This is a genomic window from Micromonospora sp. NPDC047620 (assembly GCF_043205005.1).
GTDB lineage: Bacteria > Actinomycetota > Actinomycetes > Mycobacteriales > Micromonosporaceae > Micromonospora.
The window spans coordinates 41,396-62,234 of record NZ_JBIDDG010000024.1 but is presented as its reverse complement, the minus strand read 5'-3'; the positions used below and the strand labels follow the sequence as shown (position 1 = coordinate 62,234).

The 20,839-nt window shown below is 73.7% G+C and carries 21 protein-coding genes; 16 read left to right on the top strand and 5 right to left on the bottom strand.

The genetic code is table 11. The features are described 5' to 3' along the window. Positions 1 to 107 precede the first annotated feature (107 nt). From rsfS to ACGF5C_RS25600, 8 genes are all read left to right on the top strand, one after another. Entirely contained in the window at positions 108 to 518 is a 411-nt protein-coding gene (gene rsfS, locus ACGF5C_RS25635) for a ribosome silencing factor (RefSeq protein WP_350710838.1), read from the top strand. Continuing rightward, complete coding sequence (locus ACGF5C_RS25630) at positions 515 to 1,144, top strand: histidine phosphatase family protein (protein WP_393305524.1); 630 nt, start codon at positions 515 to 517, stop codon at positions 1,142 to 1,144. The genes rsfS and ACGF5C_RS25630 overlap by 4 nt, the downstream gene beginning before the upstream one ends. Positions 1,145 to 1,183: 39 nt before the next feature. After that, positions 1,184 to 2,044: a DegV family protein gene (locus ACGF5C_RS25625; protein ID WP_393305522.1), complete on the top strand. Its 861-nt coding sequence runs from the start codon at positions 1,184 to 1,186 to the stop codon at positions 2,042 to 2,044. 153 nt (positions 2,045 to 2,197) lie between these two features. Beyond that, positions 2,198 to 2,965 carry an SDR family NAD(P)-dependent oxidoreductase gene (locus tag ACGF5C_RS25620; RefSeq protein WP_393305520.1) on the top strand — a complete coding sequence of 256 codons (768 nt, stop codon included), beginning with the start codon at positions 2,198 to 2,200 and terminating at the stop codon, positions 2,963 to 2,965. A gap of 125 nt (positions 2,966 to 3,090) precedes the next feature. Further along, positions 3,091 to 4,038 (top strand): helix-hairpin-helix domain-containing protein, encoded by a 948-nt coding sequence (locus ACGF5C_RS25615; RefSeq protein WP_393305518.1) that lies wholly within the window; start codon positions 3,091 to 3,093, stop codon positions 4,036 to 4,038. 41 nt (positions 4,039 to 4,079) lie between these two features. Next, positions 4,080 to 6,485: a ComEC/Rec2 family competence protein gene (locus ACGF5C_RS25610; RefSeq protein WP_393305516.1), complete on the top strand. Its 2,406-nt coding sequence runs from the start codon at positions 4,080 to 4,082 to the stop codon at positions 6,483 to 6,485. 123 nt (positions 6,486 to 6,608) lie between these two features. Further along, entirely contained in the window at positions 6,609 to 7,589 is a 981-nt protein-coding gene (gene holA, locus ACGF5C_RS25605; RefSeq protein WP_393305585.1) for a DNA polymerase III subunit delta, read from the top strand. Then, positions 7,586 to 8,026: a hypothetical protein gene (locus ACGF5C_RS25600; protein WP_393305514.1), complete on the top strand. Its 441-nt coding sequence runs from the start codon at positions 7,586 to 7,588 to the stop codon at positions 8,024 to 8,026. The genes holA and ACGF5C_RS25600 overlap by 4 nt, the downstream gene beginning before the upstream one ends. 191 nt (positions 8,027 to 8,217) lie before the next feature. Here the strand turns inward: ACGF5C_RS25600 and rpsT are convergent, their stop codons facing one another. Both rpsT and ACGF5C_RS25590 read right to left on the bottom strand, forming a co-directional pair. Further along, a complete protein-coding gene (gene rpsT, locus ACGF5C_RS25595; protein ID WP_091104033.1) occupies positions 8,218 to 8,484 on the bottom strand; it encodes a 30S ribosomal protein S20 in 267 nt (88 codons plus the stop codon). Positions 8,485 to 8,718: 234 nt separating this feature from the next. Next, positions 8,719 to 9,930, bottom strand: coding sequence for a phosphotransferase (locus tag ACGF5C_RS25590; RefSeq protein ID WP_393305512.1), 1,212 nt, complete (start codon positions 9,928 to 9,930; stop codon positions 8,719 to 8,721). On the opposite strand from ACGF5C_RS25590, the gene ACGF5C_RS25585 reads away from it, so the two are divergent. From ACGF5C_RS25585 to ACGF5C_RS25550, 8 genes are all read left to right on the top strand, one after another. Further along, positions 9,812 to 10,348, top strand: a complete 537-nt coding sequence (locus tag ACGF5C_RS25585; RefSeq protein WP_393305510.1) for a DUF4240 domain-containing protein — start codon at positions 9,812 to 9,814, stop codon at positions 10,346 to 10,348. The genes ACGF5C_RS25590 and ACGF5C_RS25585 overlap by 119 nt on opposite strands. A gap of 178 nt (positions 10,349 to 10,526) precedes the next feature. Further along, complete coding sequence (gene lepA, locus ACGF5C_RS25580; protein WP_393305509.1) at positions 10,527 to 12,404, top strand: translation elongation factor 4; 1,878 nt, start codon at positions 10,527 to 10,529, stop codon at positions 12,402 to 12,404. Positions 12,405 to 12,696: 292 nt separating this feature from the next. Further along, the gene (locus ACGF5C_RS25575) at positions 12,697 to 12,918 is read left to right on the top strand and encodes a hypothetical protein (RefSeq protein ID WP_393305507.1); all 222 of its coding nucleotides are present in this window, start codon (positions 12,697 to 12,699) and stop codon (positions 12,916 to 12,918) included. A gap of 315 nt (positions 12,919 to 13,233) precedes the next feature. Beyond that, positions 13,234 to 13,521 carry a GlsB/YeaQ/YmgE family stress response membrane protein gene (locus ACGF5C_RS25570; protein ID WP_091104043.1) on the top strand — a complete coding sequence of 96 codons (288 nt, stop codon included), beginning with the start codon at positions 13,234 to 13,236 and terminating at the stop codon, positions 13,519 to 13,521. Positions 13,522 to 13,735: 214 nt separating this feature from the next. After that, the gene (locus tag ACGF5C_RS25565) at positions 13,736 to 15,025 is read left to right on the top strand and encodes a sugar ABC transporter substrate-binding protein (protein WP_393305506.1); all 1,290 of its coding nucleotides are present in this window, start codon (positions 13,736 to 13,738) and stop codon (positions 15,023 to 15,025) included. After that, positions 15,022 to 16,008 carry a carbohydrate ABC transporter permease gene (locus ACGF5C_RS25560; protein WP_393305504.1) on the top strand — a complete coding sequence of 329 codons (987 nt, stop codon included), beginning with the start codon at positions 15,022 to 15,024 and terminating at the stop codon, positions 16,006 to 16,008. Before ACGF5C_RS25565 ends, ACGF5C_RS25560 begins: the two co-directional genes overlap by 4 nt. A 23-nt stretch (positions 16,009 to 16,031) precedes the next feature. After that, entirely contained in the window at positions 16,032 to 16,862 is an 831-nt protein-coding gene (locus ACGF5C_RS25555) for a carbohydrate ABC transporter permease (protein ID WP_357704552.1), read from the top strand. 101 nt (positions 16,863 to 16,963) lie between these two features. Then, positions 16,964 to 17,605 (top strand): MOSC domain-containing protein, encoded by a 642-nt coding sequence (locus tag ACGF5C_RS25550; protein WP_393305502.1) that lies wholly within the window; start codon positions 16,964 to 16,966, stop codon positions 17,603 to 17,605. Positions 17,606 to 17,738: 133 nt separating this feature from the next. Here ACGF5C_RS25550 and ACGF5C_RS25545 read toward each other — a convergent pair whose 3' ends face one another. From ACGF5C_RS25545 to ACGF5C_RS25535, 3 genes are all read right to left on the bottom strand, one after another. After that, the gene (locus ACGF5C_RS25545) at positions 17,739 to 18,674 is read right to left on the bottom strand and encodes a phytanoyl-CoA dioxygenase family protein (protein ID WP_350710905.1); all 936 of its coding nucleotides are present in this window, start codon (positions 18,672 to 18,674) and stop codon (positions 17,739 to 17,741) included. Positions 18,675 to 18,922: 248 nt separating this feature from the next. After that, positions 18,923 to 19,786 carry a hypothetical protein gene (locus ACGF5C_RS25540; RefSeq protein WP_393305500.1) on the bottom strand — a complete coding sequence of 288 codons (864 nt, stop codon included), beginning with the start codon at positions 19,784 to 19,786 and terminating at the stop codon, positions 18,923 to 18,925. 234 nt (positions 19,787 to 20,020) lie between these two features. Next, positions 20,021 to 20,824 (bottom strand): enoyl-CoA hydratase family protein, encoded by an 804-nt coding sequence (locus ACGF5C_RS25535; RefSeq protein WP_393305498.1) that lies wholly within the window; start codon positions 20,822 to 20,824, stop codon positions 20,021 to 20,023. Positions 20,825 to 20,839: the final 15 nt, after the last annotated feature.

The following is a 20,839-nucleotide window of genomic DNA, read 5'->3' as shown; positions in this document are numbered from 1 at the left end:
CGCCCGGTATCGGGTGGTTCGGCCGGGTAACGCGTCAGAACTGGCGAGTCGGGATTACGCCGTGTGTGAGACGCTTGGAGGATCGCACGGTTGATCGAAGGAGAACGGTGACAGTTTCCGAACGCGCTCACGAGTTGGCGATCGCCGCCGCCCAGGCCGCGGCCGACAAGAAGGCGCAGGACATCGTCATCATCGACGTGGGCGACCAGCTCGCCATCACCGACGCGTTCCTGCTCGCCGCCGCCCCGAACGAGCGTCAGGTGCTCGCCATCGTCGACGCCATCGAGGAGCGCCTGCTCCAGCTTCCGGAGAAGGCCAAGCCGGTCCGGCGCGAGGGCGAGCGGGGCGGCCGGTGGGTGCTGCTGGACTACGTCGACATCGTGGTGCACGTCCAGCACACCGAGGAGCGCGAGTTCTACGCCCTCGACCGGCTCTGGAAGGACTGCCCGACGATCCCGTTCGTCGACCGGGACCTGGTCGACGCCGAGTCCGGCACCGGCTCCGCCGCCGCGGAATGACCCGCCTGATCATCTGGCGGCACGGCAACACGGACTGGAACGCCGCCAGCCGGGTCCAGGGGCAGACCGACGTGCCGCTGAACGACCTCGGCCGCGAGCAGGCCCGCGCCGCCGCGCCTCTGCTCGCCGGGCTGCGGCCGGACGCCATCGTCGCCAGCGACCTGAGCCGCGCGGCGGACACCGCCGCCGCGCTCGCGGCGCTGACCGGGTTGCCGGTGCGCACCGACCCGCGGCTGCGGGAGCGGCACTTCGGGCTCTGGCAGGGGCTCGTGCTCACCGAGGCGGCCGAGCGACACCCCGCCGAGTTCGCCCGCTGGCGGGCCGGTGACCCGGATCCGGGCTCCGGCATCGAGACCCTCGACGACCTCGGCAAGCGGATCGGCGCGGCGTTCCAGGACGCCGCCGACCTGGCCCCCGGCGGCACCGTCGTGGTGACCACCCACGGCGGCGGCGCCCGGCAGGGCCTCGGCCAGCTGCTCGGCTGGGAGCACGCGGTGCTGCGCACCGTGGGGTCGCTGTCCAACTGCCACTGGACGGAGCTGCGGCACGACGACGCCCGAGGCTGGCACCTGCGCGCCCACAATGTCGGCCTGATCACTGTGCCGGCCACCACCGAGGCCGTCTGACTCCGGCGTTCCCCGCCGCGATCGGCTAGCGTGCCGGGCATGCCCGTCGCGGTCGTCACCGACTCCACCGCCTACCTCCCGCCCGAGCTGCTGCACGCCCGCCGGCTGACAGTGGTGCCGTTGACCGTCGTGCTCAACGGCGCGGAAGGGCTGGAGGGGGTGGAGGTCACCCCGGTCGACGCCACCCGGGCGCTCGGCGGGCGGCGGTTCACGGTGAGCACCTCCCGCCCCGCCCCCGAGCAGTTCGCGCGGACGTACCGGGACCTGTTCGACGCCGGCGCCGACGGGATCGTCTCGGTGCACCTGTCGGCCGAGCTCTCCGGCACGGTGGAGGCCGCTCGGCTGGCCGCCGCCGAGTTCGACGACCGGGTCGCCGTGGTCGACAGCCGTTCGACCGGCATGGGCCTGGGCTTCCCGGCCGTCGTCGCCGCCACGGCGGCCGAGCGGGGCGGGGACCTTCCGGGCGTACGCGACGCCGCGCTGGCGGCGGTCGACCGCACCAGCATCTGGTTCTACGTCGACACGCTGGAGTTCCTGCGCCGGGGCGGCCGGATCGGCGCCGCGGAGGCGCTGCTCGGCACCGCGCTGTCGGTCAAGCCGATCATGCACATGCCGGACGGGGCGATCGTCGTCAGGGACAAGGTGCGCACCGCCAGCCGGGGCGTGGCCCGGCTCGTCGACCTGGCCGTCGAGGCGGCCGGCGACGACGACGTCGACCTGGCCGTGCACCACCTGGCCGCGCCCCAGCGGGCCGAGGCGCTGCTGGAGACACTGACCGCCCGGCTGGGCGACCGCCTGCACCACGCGTACGTCTCGGAGGCGGGCGCGGTGGTCGCCGCGCACGCCGGGCCGGGCCTGGCCTGCGTGGTCGTGCACCGCCGGCCGCCCGCCACCGACTAACGTCGATCCCGCGACGGCCATGCCCCGCCGACGCTGTCGAGCTGCCCCACCGGACGGGGCAGCGCGGCCGGCCGGCGCGCGGGCCCTGCACCGTCAATGCCGCCAAGGGCCGGGAGGCCCGGCGCCGCCGCCGGCGGGATCGGGGAGGATGCGATGTCCTGTGTGGTGACCGGTGGCGGGCGCGGGGTGGGCCGGGCCGTCGTGGAGCGCCTCCTCGGAGCGGGGGACGCGGTCGTGGTCGTGGAGCACGATCCCGACGCGGTGGCCTGGCTGACCGCGCACCCGGCCGCCGACCGGCTGGCGGCGGTCGTCGGTGACGCCGGCGATGAGCAGGTCGCCGCCCGGGCCGCCGACCTCGCCGAGGAGACCGGGCCGCTGACCGGCTGGGTCAACAACGCGGCGGTGTTCCGGGACGCCTCGCTGCACGCCGATCCGGTCGGCGAGGTGCTCGACCTGATCGGGCGCAACCTGCGTCCCGCCGTGGTCGGTGCGGCGACGGCGGTGCGCCGTTACCTGGCGGCCGGCACGGGCGGAGCCATCGTGAACGTCTCCTCCCACCAGGCTCGGCGGCCGGTGCCCGGCTGCCTGCCGTACGCGACCGCGAAGGCCGCCGTCGAGGGGCTGACCCGGTCGCTGGCCGTCGAGTACGGCCCACGGGGCATCCGGACCAACACCGTGGCGTTGGGCTCGATCGCCACCGAACGGCACGCCGCCTTCCTGGCCGGGCAGGAGCCGGCCGCGGCGGAGTGGATCGACGCCGAGCTGACCCGGCTGCACCCGGTCGGCCGGATCGGCCGGCCGGAGGAGGTGGCGGAGGCCGTCGCGTACCTGCTGTCGCCGGTGGCGGGCTTCGTCAACGGGGTGACCCTGCCGGTCGACGGGGGACGGTCGGTCTTCGGTCCGGATCCGGAGGCGTGCTGACCTGCGGCTTTCCGGGGCCTAGCACAGCTTGGGCATGATCAGGCGGTTGTCCACAGGGGGCCGCGCCGTCCACAGCCGGCCTCGCGACCCCCTCCGGACGGCCACCGCGGTCCTAGCCTCGCGTCGTGTCAGACGACGAGGAGACGGTGGTCCGGGAACGGCTGCGCCGGCTGGTGACGGGCCCGCCCTCGGCGGGTACGCCGGCGCGCGAGGCCCGGTTCGCCGGGCACACCGGATGGTCTCCGCCGGCACCGGCCGGCCCGGACCTGGAGTCGTGGCCGGGGTCGGGTCCCGGCACCGTTGAAGCGTTCCGGTCGGCGCCGGCCCTCGCCCCGACCCCGGTCCCGGCCGGGCGGACGGCGCCGCCGGAACCCGATCCGCCGCCCGAGACCACGGCGGCCACGGTCGAGGCGGCGACGTCCTCCCGGTTGCCGGGGCCGGGCGCGTTCGACCCCGGGCGGCGGGGTGTGCGGGCGCTGGCCGTCGTCGCCGTGCTGGTGGTGCTCGGGGCCGGCTTCTGGGCCTGGCGGTCCCGACCGCAGGCCGAGCCGGTCCGGCCGGTGGCCACCGCCGAGCCGCCCGTGGTGTCGGCGACCGGGCCGGTGGAGCCGGGGGCGTCCCCCGCCAGCGAGCTGGTGGTCGCGGTCGCCGGCAAGGTGCGCCGTCCCGGGCTGGTCCGGGTGCCGGCCGGCGCGCGGGTCGCCGACGTGGTCGAGGCGGCTGGCGGGGCGCTGCCCGGAGTGGACGTGGCCCTGCTCAACCCGGCCCGCAAGGTCACCGACGGGGAGCTGATCCTGGTCGGCGTCGCCGCCGCGCCGGGCGCGGCACCACCGCCCGGCGCGGCGCCCGGCGGGGCGCCGGGAGCGGCGCCCGGCGCGGGCGGCCGGCTCAACCTGAACACCGCGACGCTCGCGCAGCTCGACGCCCTGCCCGGAGTGGGTCCGGTGCTCGCCCAGCGCATCCTCGCCCACCGCGACCAGCAGGGCGGCTTCCGCTCGGTCGGCGACCTGCGCCAGGTCGACGGCATCGGCGACGCCCGGTACGAGCAGCTCAAGGACCTGGTGACGGTGTGACGGCGGGCGGACCGCCGGCGCGGGCCGAGGGACCGTCGCCGGTGACGGCTGCCGTCGGCGGCACGCCGGGTGCCGCGGGGCGCCGGCCGGCGGAGGAGCCGGACCTGCGGCTGGCCGGCCTGGCCGTGGCGGCCTGGCTCGCCGCGCTGGCCGGGCTGCACCTGACCGCCGGCGTGACGCTGTTGCTGGCGGCGGTGGCCGCCGGGGTGGCGGGCCTGGCCGGGCTCCACCTCGTCGGCGTCCTCGGCCGGCCGTCCGCCCCCGTCCGGCGCTACGGCTGGATCGCCGTCGCGGTGCTGATCGGCGTGGTCTGTGGCGCGACGGCGACCGCCGCCCGGGTGTCCCTCCGCGACGCCGGGCCGGTACGCGCACTGGTCGAGGAGCGTGCCGTCGTCACCGCCGAACTGGTCGTCCGCGACGACCCCCGCCCCGTACGCGGTGTCGCCGGACGGCCGGCCACCATGCTCGTGCCGAGCGAGCTGACCGGGGTCACCGGCCCGGACGGGCGGCGGGTCGTCGCGCCGGTGCGCGTGCTGGTCCTCGCCGCCGACCCGGGCTGGAAGGGGCTGCTGCCCGGGCAGCGGCTGACCGCCGAGGGGAGGCTGGCCGTCCCGCGCGGCGGGGACCTGACGGCCGCCGTGCTGAGCGCGGCGGGCCCGCCGGAGCGGCACGGTGCGGCGCCGACGTCGCAGCGGGCGGCCGGGGCGCTCCGTGCCGGCCTGCAACGCGCCTGCGCGCCGCTCCCCGACGAGCAGGGCGGCCTGCTGCCCGGCCTGGTCGTGGGCGACACGAGCCGGTTGCCGCCCACGGTGGAGGAGGACTTCCTCGCCACCGGCATGACCCACCTGAACGCCGTCTCCGGCTCCAACGTGGCTATCGTCGTCGGCGCCGTGCTGCTGCTGGCCCGTTGGGCGCGGGCCGGCCCCTGGCTGGCCGCCGGGCTCTGCGGGCTGGCCCTGGTGGGGTTCGTCGTCCTGGTCCGCCCCTCGCCGAGCGTGGTGCGGGCCGCCACGATGGGCGCGATCGGGCTGGCCGCGCTGGCGGCCGGGCGTCCCCGGGCGGCCCTGCCCGCGCTGTCCGCCGGCGTGGCCGTGCTGTTGCTGTTCGACCCGGAACTGGCCGGTGACGCCGGCTTCGCGCTCTCCGTGCTGGCCACCGGCGGCCTGCTGCTGCTCGCTCCGAGGTGGCGCGACGGGCTGCGCCGGCGCGGCGTGCCGGCCGGGTTCGCCGAGGCACTGGCGGTGCCGGCCGCCGCGCAGCTCGCCTGCGCCCCGGTGGTGGCCGGGATCTCGGGCACGGTGAGCCTGGTCGCTGTGCCGGCGAACCTGCTCGCGGTGCCGGCGATCGCGCCCGCCACGGTGCTCGGCGTGCTGGCGGCGGCGGTGTCGCCCGTCTGGCCCGTCGGGGCGGAGTTCCTCGCGTGGCTGGCCAGTTGGCCGGCCTGGTGGCTGGTCACGGTGGCGCGGCACGGGGCGCGGCTGCCGGCCGGGACGCTGCCGTGGCCGGGCGGGGTTCCTGGGGCCCTCCTGCTGACCGGGCTGACCGTCGCGCTGCTGGTGGCCGCCCGACGCCCGGTGGTCCGCCGGTTGGTGGCGGTGGTCGTCGTCGCGGTGGTGGCCGGCGCGCTGCCGGTGCGGCTGGCGGCCCCCGGCTGGCCCCCGGCGAACTGGGTGGTCGCCGCCTGCGCGGTCGGCCAGGGCGACACCGTCGTGCTGCCGGTCGCTCCGGGCCGGGCGGTGGTGGTCGACGCCGGGCCGGATCCGGCGGCGGCGGACGGCTGTCTACGCCGGCTCGGCGTACGCGAGGTCGCGCTGCTGGTGTTCAGCCACTTCCACGTCGACCACTCGGGCGGTGTGGCGGGCGTGTTCCGGGGACGGCCGGTGGACGCTGTGCTCGCTCCGCAGTGGGCGGAGCCGGCGGCCGGGCGGGACCTCGTCCGCGCCGAGGCGGCGGCGCACTCGACCGAGGTGGTCGCCGGCCGGGCCGGTTGGCGGTACCGGGAGGGCGTGCTCGACCTGGTCGTCGTCGGTCCGCCACATCCGCTTCGGGGCACCCGGTCGGACCCGAACAACAACTCGCTGGTGTTGCTCGCCACGGTCGCCGGGGTGCGGATCCTGCTCGCCGGCGACGCCGAGACCGAGGAGCAGCGGGCGCTGCTCGACAGCGCCGTGCCGGGCGGGCTGCGGGCCGACGTGCTGAAGGTGGCACATCACGGCTCCGCCTACCAGGATCCGGCCTTCCTGGACGCGGTCCGCCCGGCGGTCGCCCTGGTGCCGGTCGGCGCCGGCAACACGTACGGGCATCCGCACCCGGCGGTGCTGGGGCGGCTGGCCCGGGGCGGGGCGCGGGTACTGCGTACCGACACCGACGGGGACGTGGCGGCGGTGCTCGGCCGGTCGGGCCTCGCGGTCGTGACGCGCGGCACCCCGCCGGGCCGGCAGCCGTAGGAGTCGATGGCGATTCTCGGCTTTGGCGGCATATTGAGATAAATGTCTGGATTTGCACTGAGTGCGGGCTCTGCCGTCGCAGTGCGGATGAGCAGGCTGGATCCGGCCGCCGGCCGTGCGAATATGGGCGGCGTGACCGCCGCCAGCCTCGCTCCCATTCTGCTCGTCCTCGGCGACGAGGAGCTGCTCGCCACGCGCGCGGTCACCGAAGCCGTCGCCCGGGCCCGCAGTGTCGACCCCGACGTGGACGTCCGCGAGTACCAGGCCGGCGCCCTGACCGTCGGCGAGATCGCCGAGATGCTCAGCCCCTCCCTCTTCGGCGGGCGGCGGGTGCTGGTGCTCCGCGCCGGCCAGGACGCCCGCAAGGACCTGGTGGCGGCCCTGCTGGCGTACGCGAAGAACCCCGACCCCGAGGTGCAACTCGTCGTGCTGCACCTCGGCGGGGCCAAGGGCAAGGCGTTCGCCGACGGGCTGAAGGCGGCCGGCGCGACGGTCGTGCCGGCGGCCAAGCTCAAGGGGCACCGCGACCGGGTGGCGTTCGTCCGCGACGAGATCCGCCGCGCCAGCGGGAAGTGCACCGACGACGCCGCCGAGGCGCTCATCGCGGCGGTCGGCAACGACCTGCGCGAGCTGGCCGCCGCCTGTTCCCAGCTGATGGCCGACACCGACGGCCGGATCGGTGCCGACACGGTCGCCCGCTACTACCGGGGCCGGGTCGAGGTGAGCGGCTTCACGGTCGCCGACGCCACCATGGTCGGCGACGTGCCGGCGGCCCTGGAGGCGCTGCGCTGGGCGCTGCACGTCGGGGTCGACCCGGTGCCGATCTCCGACGCGATCGCCGACGGCGTGCGCACCGTGGCGCGGGTCGCGTCCGCCGGGCGGGGCAGCCCCTACCAGTTGGCGAGCAGCCTGGGCATGCCGGCGTGGAAGATCGAGCGGGCGCAGCGCCAGGGGCGCGGATGGACGCCCGAGGGCCTGGTCGAGGCGATGCGGGCCGCCGCCGAGTGCAACGCGGCCGTCAAGGGCGGGGCGGACGACCGGGCGTACGCGCTGGAGCGGGCCGTCTTCTCGGTCGCGGCCGCCCGGCAGGGTGGCGCCCGGTGAGCGGAGCCCTCCGCGGCTCGTGGGCCACGATCCCCGCCGACGAGGAGCGCTACCGGCCGCTCTACGCCCGGGTCCTCGGGCTGCGCGTCGTCAACCCGGGCGGGGTGCTCTGCTTCCTCTTCTTCGAGGGTGCCGTCGCGCTCGCCGCGCTGCTCGCCCTCGCCGAGCTGGTCACCTGGTGGGCGGTGCTGATCCTGCCCGCGACGGTGGCGGTGATGGTGAAGTTCAACGACATGGTGGCCGCCATGGTGGTCCGGTCCGCGGCCCTCGTGCCGGAGCAGGAGCGGGACCGCTTCCGCCAGCAGATGCAGCCCGTGGTCGGGCGGGCCAGGGTCGACTGGATCACGCACAGCGTGCCCGGCGTGGTCGTCACGGCCGAGCCGGTGGCGCGGGCGGCCAGCGACGGGACGGAGACCGGTCGGCCCGCTCGGCCATGATCGTCGGCCCGCCTAGCCGTGATCCGCGGCCGCTCGGCCGTGATCCGCAGCCCGCTCAGCCGTGATCCTCGGCATGCCGGAGGCCCGGCCGGGTTCTCCCGGCCGGGTGGTGGTGCGGAACGCAGAAGGGGCAGACAGCCGGAAGCCCCGGGCAGTGCCCGGGGCTTCCGGTCAGGTCTGAGGTCGCCGCGTCAGGCGGAGAGCGACACCACGCGCTTGGCGATCGCGGACTTGCGGTTCGCGGCCTGGTTCGAGTGGATCACGCCCTTGCTGACCGCCTTGTCCAGCTTGCGCGAGGCGTCGCGCATGAGGATGGTGGCCTTCTCGACGTCACCAGCCTCCGCGGCCTCGTGGAACTTCCGGACGGCGGTCTTCAGCGACGACTTGACCGACTTGTTACGCAGCCGGCGCTTCTCGTTCTGCCGGTTGCGCTTGATCTGGGACTTGATGTTCGCCACGCGACAGCCTCGTCTTGATAGCTCGGGTTGGTCTGCTTCTGCGCGCGACGAGCATGCGTCATCGCTGCGCGAAAAGCCAGGTTACCAGGTCGTCCGGGACGAGCCAAAACGGCTCCGCTCGGTCCTGGTGGGGCGGGCCGGTCGGGAGCCGGAACCGACCGGGCACGGGCAGCCGGGGCGGGAGTCCGGCCGGCGCGTGCGGCGAGGCCCCGGTGCCGGCCGAGGGCACGGGGATCAGGCCCAGCCCTGCCGGCGGGCGAGCCAGGCGAGTGACTGCTCGCCGCTCCACCGCTGGTGCGCCGGCAGGTGCGGCGACGCCGTCGCGGGCGCCGAGGCGGCTGTGGTGAGAAAGTAGCCGGACAGGGCGGCCAGCGTGACGTCCAGCGCGTCCGGGGGCGCGCCCACCGCCGCCGGATGCCGGGCGAAGTGCGCGTCGGCGTCCAGGCCGCCGGCGTGCGCGGTGAGGAGCAGGCTGGCCAGGTCGAACCAGGCGGGACCGTGGCAGAGCCAGGTCCAGTCGCAGAGCCAGGCCCGGCCGGTCCCGTCGATCAGCACGTTGTCCAGCCGGAGGTCGCCGTGGATCAGGCCGCTCGCCCCGGCGGCGTACCCGGGGAGGCGGGACTCCAGCGCGACCAGGTCCGGCAGGCGGTCGCGCACCCGCTCGGGCAGCGGCGGCGACGGCTCCCGGCCGGCGGCCACCTCGCCCCACCAGAGGATGTCCTCGCGGGCCAGGTCGGCGAGGTGGGGCAGCCCGAGCGCGGCCAGCGGGGCCGGGGGCGCGGCCAGCGCGGCGGCGACCTCGGCGTACGCGGCGAGGGTGGCGGTCAGCTCGGCCGGGTCCCAGGGCAGCCGGGGCGTGTGGCCGTCGACGGCGTCCAGGCAGAGCGCGAACCAGCCGGCCTCGTACAGCGTCCAGCGGGGCCGGGGAGCCGGCAGGCCGTCCGGGAGCCGGTCGAGGATCGCGGCCTCCCGGGCGTACCAGTCGACCAGGCGCGGTTGCTCGGCGGCGGACGCGGCCTTGACGAAGGCCCGGTCCCCGGCGGCGGTGGTGAGGACGGCGGCGAAGCCCCGGGTGAAGCCGGCGCCGGCCACGCGGGCGGCGACCACCGGGGCGCCGATCCGGGCGGCGATCGCGGTGCGCAGGGCCGCGGGCAGCGTCTCCCACGCCGGCCGGCGGGCGGTGGCGTGGTACGGCACCGGGGGTGGGAACGTCGGGGTCACGCCACAATGCTGCACGGGCACGGGGCACCGTGACACGGGCCGCGACTCGTCGGGGGTGTTCCCGCTGCGGCCGGACGGGCGGCGCGGTCTGCCAGACTGCCAGGCCATGAGGACCGACGACTTCTGGCAGTTGATCGACCGGGCCCGGGCGGGCGGCGGGGGAGAGCCGCACGCGGTCGCCGCGCGGGCCGTCGCCCTGCTCGCCGAGCGCGACCCGGACGACATCGTCGGGTATGCCCGCCACCAGGCCCGGGTGCTGTCGGCCTCGCACAAGGCCGACCTCTGGGGCGCGGCCTACCTGATCAACGGCGGGGTGTCCGACGAGGGCTTCCACCATTTCCGGGGCTGGCTGATGGCCCAGGGCCGCGAGGTCTTCGCCCGCGCCGTCGGCGACCCGGACTCGCTGGCCGGGCTGCCGCAGGTGCGGGCGGCGTCGCTCAGCGGCGAGGAGTTCTCGGCCGAGGAGATGCTGGCGGTGCCGTGGGACGCCTACCGCAGGGCCACCGCCACCGAGCTGCCGGCGGACCGGGAGCCGGCGCCGGTGCCGGACCTCAACGACTTCTGGGACTTCGACGACGAGGAGGAGGCCAGGCGGCGGTTGCCCCGGCTCGCCGCCCTCTTCGTCGAGCCGCCCGCCGAGTGACGCCGGCCGGGGCATCGGCGCAGTGACGCCGTGCGCCGGCGTGCCCGGCGCGGGGTCCGTAGGTGATCCTCGGCGGCGGGGATCGCCCGCGCAGCGGGCGCGCGGCGGCGACGTGGGAGCATAGAGGGGGCCGGCGTCGCGCCGGCCCGCTCACGTCAGCCGACCAGAACGGACCGCTGTGCCACCGACGCTCGATTCCGGCGCGAACGCTCCTGGTGCCACCGACCCGGCGCGCATCAGGAACTTCTGCATCATCGCCCACATCGACCACGGGAAGTCGACCCTGGCCGACCGGATGCTGCAGCTCACCGGCGTGGTCGACCCCCGGCAGATGCGTGCGCAGTACCTCGACCGGATGGACATCGAGCGCGAGCGCGGCATCACGATCAAGAGCCAGGCCGTCCGGATGCCCTGGACCGTCCGGGAGGGCGACCGGGCCGGCGAGACCGCCGTGCTCAACATGATCGACACTCCGGGCCACGTCGACTTCACCTACGAGGTGTCCCGGTCGCTGGCGGCCTGCGAGGGCGCGATCCTGCTGGTCGACGCCGCCCAGGGCATCGAGGCGCAGACCCTGGCGAATCTCTACCTGGCGCTCGAGAACGACCTGCACATCATCCCGGTGCTCAACAAGATCGACCTGCCGGCCGCCCAGCCGGAGAAGTACGCCGAGGAGTTGGCGCGCCTCATCGGCGGCGACCCGGCGGACTGCATCAGGGTCTCCGGCAAGACCGGCGAGGGCGTGCCGTACCTGCTCGACGAGATCGTCCGGCAGTTCAAGCCCCCGGTCGGCGACGCCGAGGCGCCCGCCCGCGCGATGATCTTCGACTCGGTCTACGACGTCTACCGTGGCGTGGTCACCTACGTCCGGGTCATCGACGGGCGGATCAGCGCGCGTGACCGGATCAAGATGATGTCCACCGCCGCCGTGCACGAGCTGCTGGAGATCGGCGTCATCTCGCCGGAGATGGTGAAGGCCGACGCGCTCGGCGTCGGCGAGGTGGGTTACCTGATCACCGGCGTGAAGGACGTCCGCCAGTCCCGGGTGGGTGACACGGTCACCATCAACTCGCGGCCGGCTACCGAGGCCCTGGGCGGCTACAAGGACCCGAAGCCGATGGTCTACTCGGGCCTCTACCCGATCGACGGCTCCGACTACCCCAACCTGCGCGAGGCGCTCGACAAGCTCAAGCTCAACGACGCCGCGCTCGACTACGAGCCGGAGACGTCGGGTGCGCTCGGCTTCGGCTTCCGCTGCGGCTTCCTCGGCCTGCTGCACCTGGAGATCATCCGGGAGCGGCTGGAGCGCGAGTACAACCTCGACCTGATCTCGACCGCGCCGAACGTGGTCTACCGGGCCATCACGGAGGACGACCAGGAGATCGTCGTGACGAACCCGAGCGAGTACCCCACGGGCAAGATCGCCGAGGTGTACGAGCCGGTCGTGCGCGCCACCGTGCTCACCCCGAACGACTACGTCGGCGCGGTGATGGAGCTCTGCCAGGGCCGCCGGGGGAGTCTGCTCGGCATGGACTACCTCTCCGCCGACCGGGTGGAGCTGCGCTACACGCTGCCCCTCGCGGAGATCATCTTCGACTTCTTCGACCAGTTGAAGAGCCGCACCAAGGGCTACGCCTCGCTGGACTACGAGCCCTCGGGTGAGCAGTCGTCCGACCTGGTCAAGGTCGACATCCTGCTGCACGGCGAGCCGGTGGACGCGTTCAGCGCGATCGTGCACAAGGACAAGGCGTACAACTACGGGGTCACCATCGCGGCGAAGCTGCGCAACCTGATCCCGCGCCAGCAGTTCGAGGTGCCGATCCAGGCGGCCATCGGCAGCCGCGTGATCGCCCGGGAGACCATCCGCGCGATCCGCAAGGACGTGCTCGCCAAGTGCTACGGCGGTGACATCAGCCGCAAGCGCAAGCTGCTGGAGAAGCAGAAGGAGGGCAAGAAGCGGATGAAGATGGTGGGCCGCGTGGAGGTCCCCCAGGAGGCCTTCATCGCCGCGCTCTCGTCCGACTCCGGGGACGGCAAGGCCCCCGGCAAGAAGTGACGCGCCGCCGGTCCGCCGGCGGATGACGACGTACGACGGCCGGCGCCCCCGGCCGGGCAGCGGACCTCGGTGGTCCCGCCCGGGCCGGGGCGCCGGCCGTTCGCGTCCGGAGAATTCTTGCGGCCCGCCCCGAGGACGGGCCGGCCCGCGACGGGACGGGCCGCCACCTGCGCGGACGGTTCCGCGGCGGTATCCGGCCGGCCCGGCCCTCACCTTCGGGCCAGCGGCGTGGCGCGCATTCACCGCGGCGCGCCATTGACAGCCGACGCCGCCTGTCCGGGTGCGAACCGGTTTGGCTTTTCCACGACTCGGGCACATTGCGGTCACGACAGGAACACCACAGATCGGTGTCGGCGCCGCGCTGCTGGGCACCGTCCTGGCTCGGGCGATGGGCATCGCCACCGAGACCGCCGGTATCGACTGGGGGGAGCTGCTGGTCCAGGTCGTGCTGGCGGCCATCGCCGTGGCGCTGGTCGCCGGCGTGGGTGGTCGCCGCAGCGTCACCCACCGGTAACTCCCGCACCGCGTTCGACGGGCGTCCGACCACCGGGTCGGGCGCCCGTTTCACGTGCGCCGACGGTCGGCCTCCCGGACGCCCCGGGCGGGGCCGGCCGGTGGGGGCGCGGCCCGCGTGAGCACGTGTCCGGTCTCCGCCTTCCGGGGGTGACGCCGCCTCGGCCCTTTTCGCGGTCGGCGTCCCGTCTGGGTGGGCGGGCCATCCGGTGTTCCGGAAAGCCGGTTTGGGGCTGTGGCGGGCAGGGAACCTATCGGTCACGACAGGAACACCACAGATCGTGGAACTCATTTCTTTCATCCGAAGGAGGGCGACGTGGAGCTCACCGTTTGGGGCATCATCACTGCGCTCATCGTTGGTCTGATCGTCGGCGCTCTGGGTCGCCTGCTCGTGCCGGGCCGCCAGAACATGCCGATGTGGCTGCACATGCTGATCGGTGTCGGCGCCGCGCTGCTGGGCACCGTCCTGGCTCGGGCGATGGGCATCGCCACCGAGACCGCCGGTATCGACTGGGGGGAGCTGCTGGTCCAGGTCGTGCTGGCGGCCATCGCCGTGGCGCTGGTCGCCGGCGTGGGTCGTCGCCGCAGCGTCACCCACCGGTAACAATCACAGCTGAACTCGACGGGCGTCCGACCGGCAGGTCGGGCGCCCGTTCGCGTGGGTACGACCTGATTCGCCCCGCTGCCGACCCCCGCGGGATCCTCCCCTGCGGTACCGTCGCCTCTCTTCCGCCGAACCGCCCACTGTCGTAAAGGATTTTTTCCTACTAAGGTGCGGCGGAGAAGGTTAGTGCCAAGTGGCGCGAGGGAGATATGGCGTGAACAGGTGGAAGCGGCTGGCCCCGGTCACCGCCGTCGTGGCCTCGGCCGCGATGGTGCTGGCCGGCTGCGGTGGCTCCGATGACGAGAAGGCCGCGGACAACAGCAAGCTGACGGTCTGGATGATGGGCGAGGGAAGCGAGGCCCAGACCAAGTTCCTCGACGGCGTCGAGGCCGAGTTCCGGCAGAAGCACCCGGACACCGACGTGGTGGTCCAGTACATCCCCTGGCTCGAGGCGCCGAAGAAGTTCCAGGCCGCCCTCGCCGGCGGTGAGGGGCCGGACGTCACCGAGCTGGGCAACACCGAGACCCAGGGCTGGGCGGCGCAGGAGGCGCTGGCCGACGTCACCGACAAGATGAACGGCTGGGCCGAGGGCAAGGACATCCTCCCCGACCTGGTGAAGAACGCCCAGCTCGACGGCAAGCAGTACGGCGTGCCGTGGTACGCCGGCGTCCGGGCGATGTACTACCGCACCGACTGGTTCGCCGAGGCGGGCGTGAAGCCGCCGACGAACTGGGACGACCTGGTGGCCGCCGCCAAGGCCGTGCAGGCCAAGAAGCCCGGCACCTACGGCATCGCCCTGCCGGGCAACTCCGAACTGCCCTTCTACTCCTTCCTCTGGGGCGCCGGCGCGGAGATCGCCACCCAGCAGGGCGACACCTGGAAGTCCGGCTACACCACGCCGGAGGCCCAGAAGGCCGTCAAGTTCTGGACCGACCTGGTGACGGTGCACAAGGTGGCGCCGCCGGCCGCCGCGGGCTGGAACGAGATCGACGCCCGGACCCAGTTCGCCACCGGCAAGGCGGCGATGGCCTTCGGCGGCAGCTGGCAGCAGGGCGCCATCAAGAAGGACAACCCGGAGATCGAAAAGGTCTGGGGCACGTTCCCGATCCCCGGCCCGGACGGCAAGGCCGCGCCCGGCTTCGCCGGCGGCTCCGACATCGCGATCTGGAAGGACAGCGAGCGGCAGAACCTCGCGTGGGACTACCTGACCGTGCTGCTGAGCAAGAAGAACGACCAGGCCTTCGCCGACAGCCTCGGCTTCTTCCCGGTCTACAAGGACCTGGTCGGTGGCGACAAGTACGCCAGCGACAAGATCATGGCGGCGTTCGCCACCACGATGCAGAACACCAAGCTCACGCCGCTCACCCCGAAGTGGGTGGAGGTCAGCCGCACCAAGACGGTGACCCAGGCGATGAACAGCTCGGTCATGAAGGGTCAGAAGACGGTCGAGAAGGCTACCGCCGACGCGGCCGCGGAGATGGAAAGCATCCTCAACGCCAAGTGACCACGCTGACCGAGGCGCCGGAGGCGGCCGCCGCGCGGGAGACCCCCGCGCGGCGGCGCCGCCGGGTGGACCGCCTGCCGTACCTGCTGCTCCTGCCCTGCCTGGTGATCATCGGCGTGCTGCTGCTCTGGCCGCTCGGCCAGGTGGTGGTGATGTCCTTCCACCAGCTCAACAACGTCCGCCAGCTACGCGGTGACCGCGAGTGGCCGTGGGTGGGGCTCGGTAACTACGCCGAGATCCTCGGCGACCCGTTCTTCCTGACGGTGCTGCGCAACACCGTCCTCTTCGCCGCCGCCAACGTCGTGCTCACCATGATCCTGGGCACCCTGGTCGGGCTGCTGCTCAACCGGCTCGGCAAGCGGATGGCCACCTTCGTCGCCAGTTGTGTGATGCTCGCCTGGGCCACCCCGGCGCTGACCGGCACGATCGTCTGGAAGTGGATCTTCGACGACACCAGTGGCCTGGTCACCTGGCTGTTCAACGCGCTGCCCGACGGGCTTTCGCAGAGCCTCTTCGGGCGCAGCGACTGGACCGGGTACGGCTGGTTCAACTCGCCCCTGTTGTTCTTCTCGATCCTGACCCTGGTGGTGGTCTGGCACTCGTTCCCGTTCATCGCGGTCAGCGTGCTGGCCGGGCTGAAGAGCGTGCCGAGCGAGCTGCACGAGGCGGCGCGGGTCGACGGCGCCGGGCCCTGGAGGGTGTTCTGGAAGATCACCTTCCCGCTGCTGCGGCCGGTGTTCGGGATCCTGATCGTGCTCTCCACCATCTGGGACTTCAAGGTCTTCACCCAGCAGTTCGTGCTGGCCGGCGGCACGCAGGACCGGCCGACGTTCATGCTCTCCATCTACTCGTACGCGGAGGCGTTCTCGCCCCCGCCCAAGTACGGCCTCGGCGCGGCGATCGCGGTGATCCTCACCCTGATCCTGCTGGTGGTGACCGGCCTCTACGTCCGCATGGTGCTCAAGCAGGAGGAGGACGCGTGACGCGACGCGCAGGCGGTGCAGGCGTGAAGCGGATCGCCCTCAACGGCGCGGGACTGCTGGTCGCGCTCTTCGCCGCGTTCCCGGTCTACTGGATGATCGCCACCTCGCTGAAGCCGAGTTCGGAGATCTTCTCGTCCACGCCCCGGCCGGTGCCGTCCGAGCCGACGCTGGAGCACTACCGGCAGATCCTCACCGGCAACCTGATCCCGGGCGTGACCTTCGCCGACTTCTTCCTCAACAGCGCGCTCGTCGCGGTCTCCACGGTGCTGCTCAGCGGCCTGGTCGCGTTGCTCGCCGCCACCGCCGTGGCCCGGTTCCGGTTCAAGCTGCGGACCACCTTCCTGATCATGCTGCTGGTGGTGCAGATGATCCCGCTGGAGGCGCTGGTCATCCCGCTGTTCCTGATGATCCAGCGGCTGGGGCTCTACAACACCCTGCCCAGCCTGATCCTCACCTATCTCGGCTTCTCGCTGCCGTTCGCGGTCTGGATGCTGCGGGGATTCGTCGCCGCCGTGCCGAAGGAACTGGAGGAGGCCGCCGCCATCGACGGCGCGAGCCGGGCGCAGACCTTCCGGAAGGTCCTCTTCCCGCTGGTGGCCCCCGGCCTGGTGGCGACGAGCATCTTCTCGTTCATCACCGCCTGGAACGAGCTGATCTTCGCGCTGACCTTCATCAACGACCAGGAGAGCTACACCCTGCCGGTCGCGATGACGTTCTTCTTCGGCCGCGACGACACCGCCTGGGGCCCCGTGATGGCCGCCTCCACGCTGTTCACCCTGCCGGTGATCATCTTCTTCCTGCTGGTGCAGCGGCGGATGGTTTCGGGCCTGGTGGCCGGCGCCGTCAAGGGCTGACACCCGCGTAAGGGAGGGCACCGCGTCGACGCACAGGTCGACAGGGGCCCTCCCTTCGCCCTCTCCGGGCGCGTCCGCGGGGCGGGGCTAGGCTGGCCGCCATGACGGGCAGGCTGGTATCGGTGAACCTCGGCGGCGTGACCGAGGCGGAGTGGGCGGGCGACGCGAGCGGGCGTACCGGCATCGACAAGCGGCCGGTGGATGGCCCCGTGCTGCTGCGCGCCGACGGGGTGGCCGGCGACTTCATCGGCGAGCGTGCCCACCACGGCGGACCGGACCAGGCGGTCTACGCGTACGCCGAGGAGGACGCCGGCTGGTGGGCGACCGAGTTGGGCCGCGCCATCCGCCCCGGCGGGTTCGGCGAGAACCTGACCACGTACGCGGTCGACGTGACCGGCGCGGTGATCGGCGAGCAGTGGGCGATCGGGTCGGCGCTGCTCCAGGTGACGAAGCCCCGCACGCCGTGCAGAACCTTTGCCGGGTTCTGGGGCGTACGGGACCTGATCAAGCGGTTCACGGTGCGGGCGACGCCCGGGGCGTACCTGCGGGTGCTGCGCGAGGGAGAGGTCGGCGCGGGCGACCCGGTCGAGGTGGTCGACCGGCCCGCGCACGGGGTGACGATCGGCGAGGTGTTCCGGGCGTTGAACCTGGAGCCCGACCTGCTGCCCCGGCTGCTCGACGCGACGGACCTGCCCGAGCCGATCCGGGAGAAGGCGCGCCGCCGCCTCGCCCGCCGCAGCTGAGCCGCCGCCTCGCCGGCTGAGCCGCCGCCTCGCCGGCGGTACGGGCGTCGGAGGCGTGGGAACGCGGAACGGGCCCCGTCCCGTGGGGGAGGGGCCCGTTCGGTGTCGCCTCGGCGGGAGCCGGGTTACCGGCTCAGCGGAGCCAGGGGATGCTGCGGTCGAGCAGGCCGCGCTGCTTGAGTTCCTTGCGCAGCGGGATCTCGTCGTCGATGTAGCCGTCCCAGTTGATGCCCCAGTAGTTGGCGGTGTGGGTGCCCTCGCCGCAGAGCTGGCGCTGCACCGGCGTGCGGTTGGCCCACCACTCGCCGTCCTTGTCGATGTGCAGCTCGTCCAGCGGGCGGATCCACCGGTAGGTGTAGCCGACGAAGAGCATCTTGCGCGTGATGGTCGACAGGTTGGTCGACCGGGAGTGCCACTGGCGGCGGTCGAAGATGAAGGCGTCACCGGGGTTCGCGGTGATCTCCACCGTGCCCTCCGGGTCCGGGTTGTGCACGGAGGTGTCCTCCGGGCGCGGCAGCGAGTTCCACAGGTGGCTGCCCGGGATCACCTTGGTGGCGCCCCGGCCGTTCTCCGACAGGTCGGAGAGCACGTAGGCCACCTTGAGGGAGAACATCGGCCGGGGGAGGTTCGGGTCCATCGTCTCCGGGTCGGAGTTCTGCCGGTACCCGTCCTGGTGCCAGCCCCAGTACGGCTTCTCCGGCTCCAGCGCCGGCGGGGTGACGTCCAGGTGGTTGTGGTGGGTGTAGATGTTCCAGCCGGCGAGGCCCCACATGTACGGGAAGGCGATCGGGTGGGTCAGCAGGTCGCCGAAGAGCTCGTCCCGCTCCAGGAAGCCCAGCAGGTGCAGGGTGCCGTCCTTGGTGGTGTTGCCCTTGGCCTTCTCCTCGGCGTAGACGCGGTCGACCGCCGCCTCCAGCGCCGCCCGGTGGTCCTCCGTCAGGACGTTGCGCAGCAGGAGGAAGCCCTGCTCGTGGAACTCCTTGCGGTCGGTGTCACTGATCGGTTCGTAACCGGTCCGGTCGCCGTAGTCGAACACCTCGACGTCCCCTCCCCATCGGGCGAAAACCATTGCTGGCACAGGCCGCCGATCGTAACGCGCTGGTTCCGGTGCGGGGTACTGCCCCGCGTGATATGCGACCGTTGCCCGAACCGTGGGGAGTTGAGCCGCTACAATCCGTTGCTCCGAAAGGAGTCGGCGGGGCTTCTGTCCTGGAATGACGGATTGTGCGGTGACTGCCGGTAAGGAGATGGGAGTCGCTACGCCTCGGGCCGCCGCCACGCCTGCTCCGCCTCCGTGGCGCCACGCCCGCTGGATCGTTACGCCTCGGCGAAGACCTCGGCGACCACCCGGTCGCCGGTGGCCGCATCGTCACCGACGTCGTTCCAGGTGCCGTCGCGGGCGGTCCACTCCAGGCCGCCGAAGCGCACCCGCTTCACCCCGTGGTCGTGGGCGTGGGAGACGAGCCAGTGCGCGTACCGCCAGCCCCGGCGCTCGTCGGCGGCGGGGACCGTGAGGCCGGTCAGGTCCGCCGCGGTGGTGGCGGCGGCCAGGCCCCAGTCCAGCGACAGCCCGCGGGTCAGCGCGGCCGCCGCGGCCACCCCGCGCATCGCCGGGTCGCGGCCCACCGTGCAGGCCACCGCGCCGGTAACGTGCCCGAGCAGGGCCCGCGTCAGCACCTCCGACTCGTCCGCCCACTTCTGGTACGCCTCTGGGAAGGCGGAGCGCTGCACCTTCTGCGCCGCGTCGGTGACCCGCATCCGCTCCCAGCCGCGCACCTTCTTCAGCGCGGCGTAGAACCGGTTCGCCGCGTACCGGGGGTCGCGGATCTCCTCCGGACTGCCCCAGCCCTGGCTCGGGCGCTGCTGGAACAGCCCCACGGAGTCGCGGTCGCCCCCGGCGAGGTTGCGCAGGCCGGATTCCTGGTACGCGGTGGCCAGCGCCACCACGACGGCCCGCTCGGGCATCTTCCGCTGGATGCCGATCGCCGCGATCGTCGCCGCGTTGGCCATCTGGTCGGCGTCCAGGGCCACCCGGCCGTCCGCCTGCACCGTGCACGTCCGGCTGGACAGCGGCAGGCGCAGCTGCCCGCCCACCTGCCGGATGACGAGCCAGATTCCGACCACGGCGACGAGGACGAGGACGACGCCGCCCGCCACGACTGCCCGAGTTCGCACCCACACCCCCTGTTCGACAGTCCGACAAGCGTACGTCCCCCGTGGTGCCTGCCGGGGTCGTCCGACCGGTTCCCGCCGGCCGCCGCGCGTGACACCGGCCGGCAGGGCCCGCCCGAGAGCGCCGAACGGCCCCGGGGCGGGCCCGGATGTTCCCGTTTCCCGCGCGGCCTCACCTCTCCCGACGGCCGCGGTTGACGGCGCGCCCACTGCCGCCTATCGGTCGACGGCGTCCCCGCCCGCCTACCGGCCGACGGCGTCCCCGTCGGCGGCGGGAACCCAGCGGGCCCGCCGCTTCTCCCGGAACGCCAGCACGCCCTCGCGGCCCTCCTCGGAGAGGAAGTACCCGGTCGAGAGGGTGGACAGCCCGGCGATCTCCTCCCGCAGGTCGGTCGCGGGCGGCCGGCGCAGCAGTTGCTTCGCCCCGGCCAGCGCGCCCGGCGCGCCCCGGACCAGCGAGTCGCAGTAGGTGGCGACGGCGGCGTCCAGCCCGTCGGCCGGCACGGCGGCGGTGACCAGGCCGATCTCCGCGGCGCGCCGGCCGTCGAAGGTGTCCCCGGTCAGGTAGAGCTCGGCCGCCGCGCGGGGGTGCAGCCGGGGCAGCACGGTCGCGGAGATCACCGCCGGGATCACCCCGATCCGCACCTCGGTGAAGGCGAACGTCGCCTCCTGCGCGCACACCGCCAGGTCGGCCGCCGCGATCAGGCCCAGCCCGCCGGCCCGCGCCGGGCCGGCCACCCTCGCCACCACCGGCTTCGGGCACTCCCAGACCGCCGCGAGCACGTCACCCAGCATCCCGGCCGGCACGCTCCCGCTGGCGTACGCGGCGGCGGTCTCCTTGAGATCCGCCCCCGAGCAGAAGACCGGCCCGGTGTGGTCCAGCACGACCACGCGTACGGCGTCGTCGGCGACCGCCTCGGACAGGCCGGCCAGCAGCTGGGTCATCAGCGGCGTGGAGAGCGCGTTGCGGTTGTGCGGGCTGTCCAGGGTGAGGGTGGTCACCCCACGGGCCGTGGCGGCCCGCACGAGCACGTCGGGAGAGGTCATGCCGGGCACACTAGT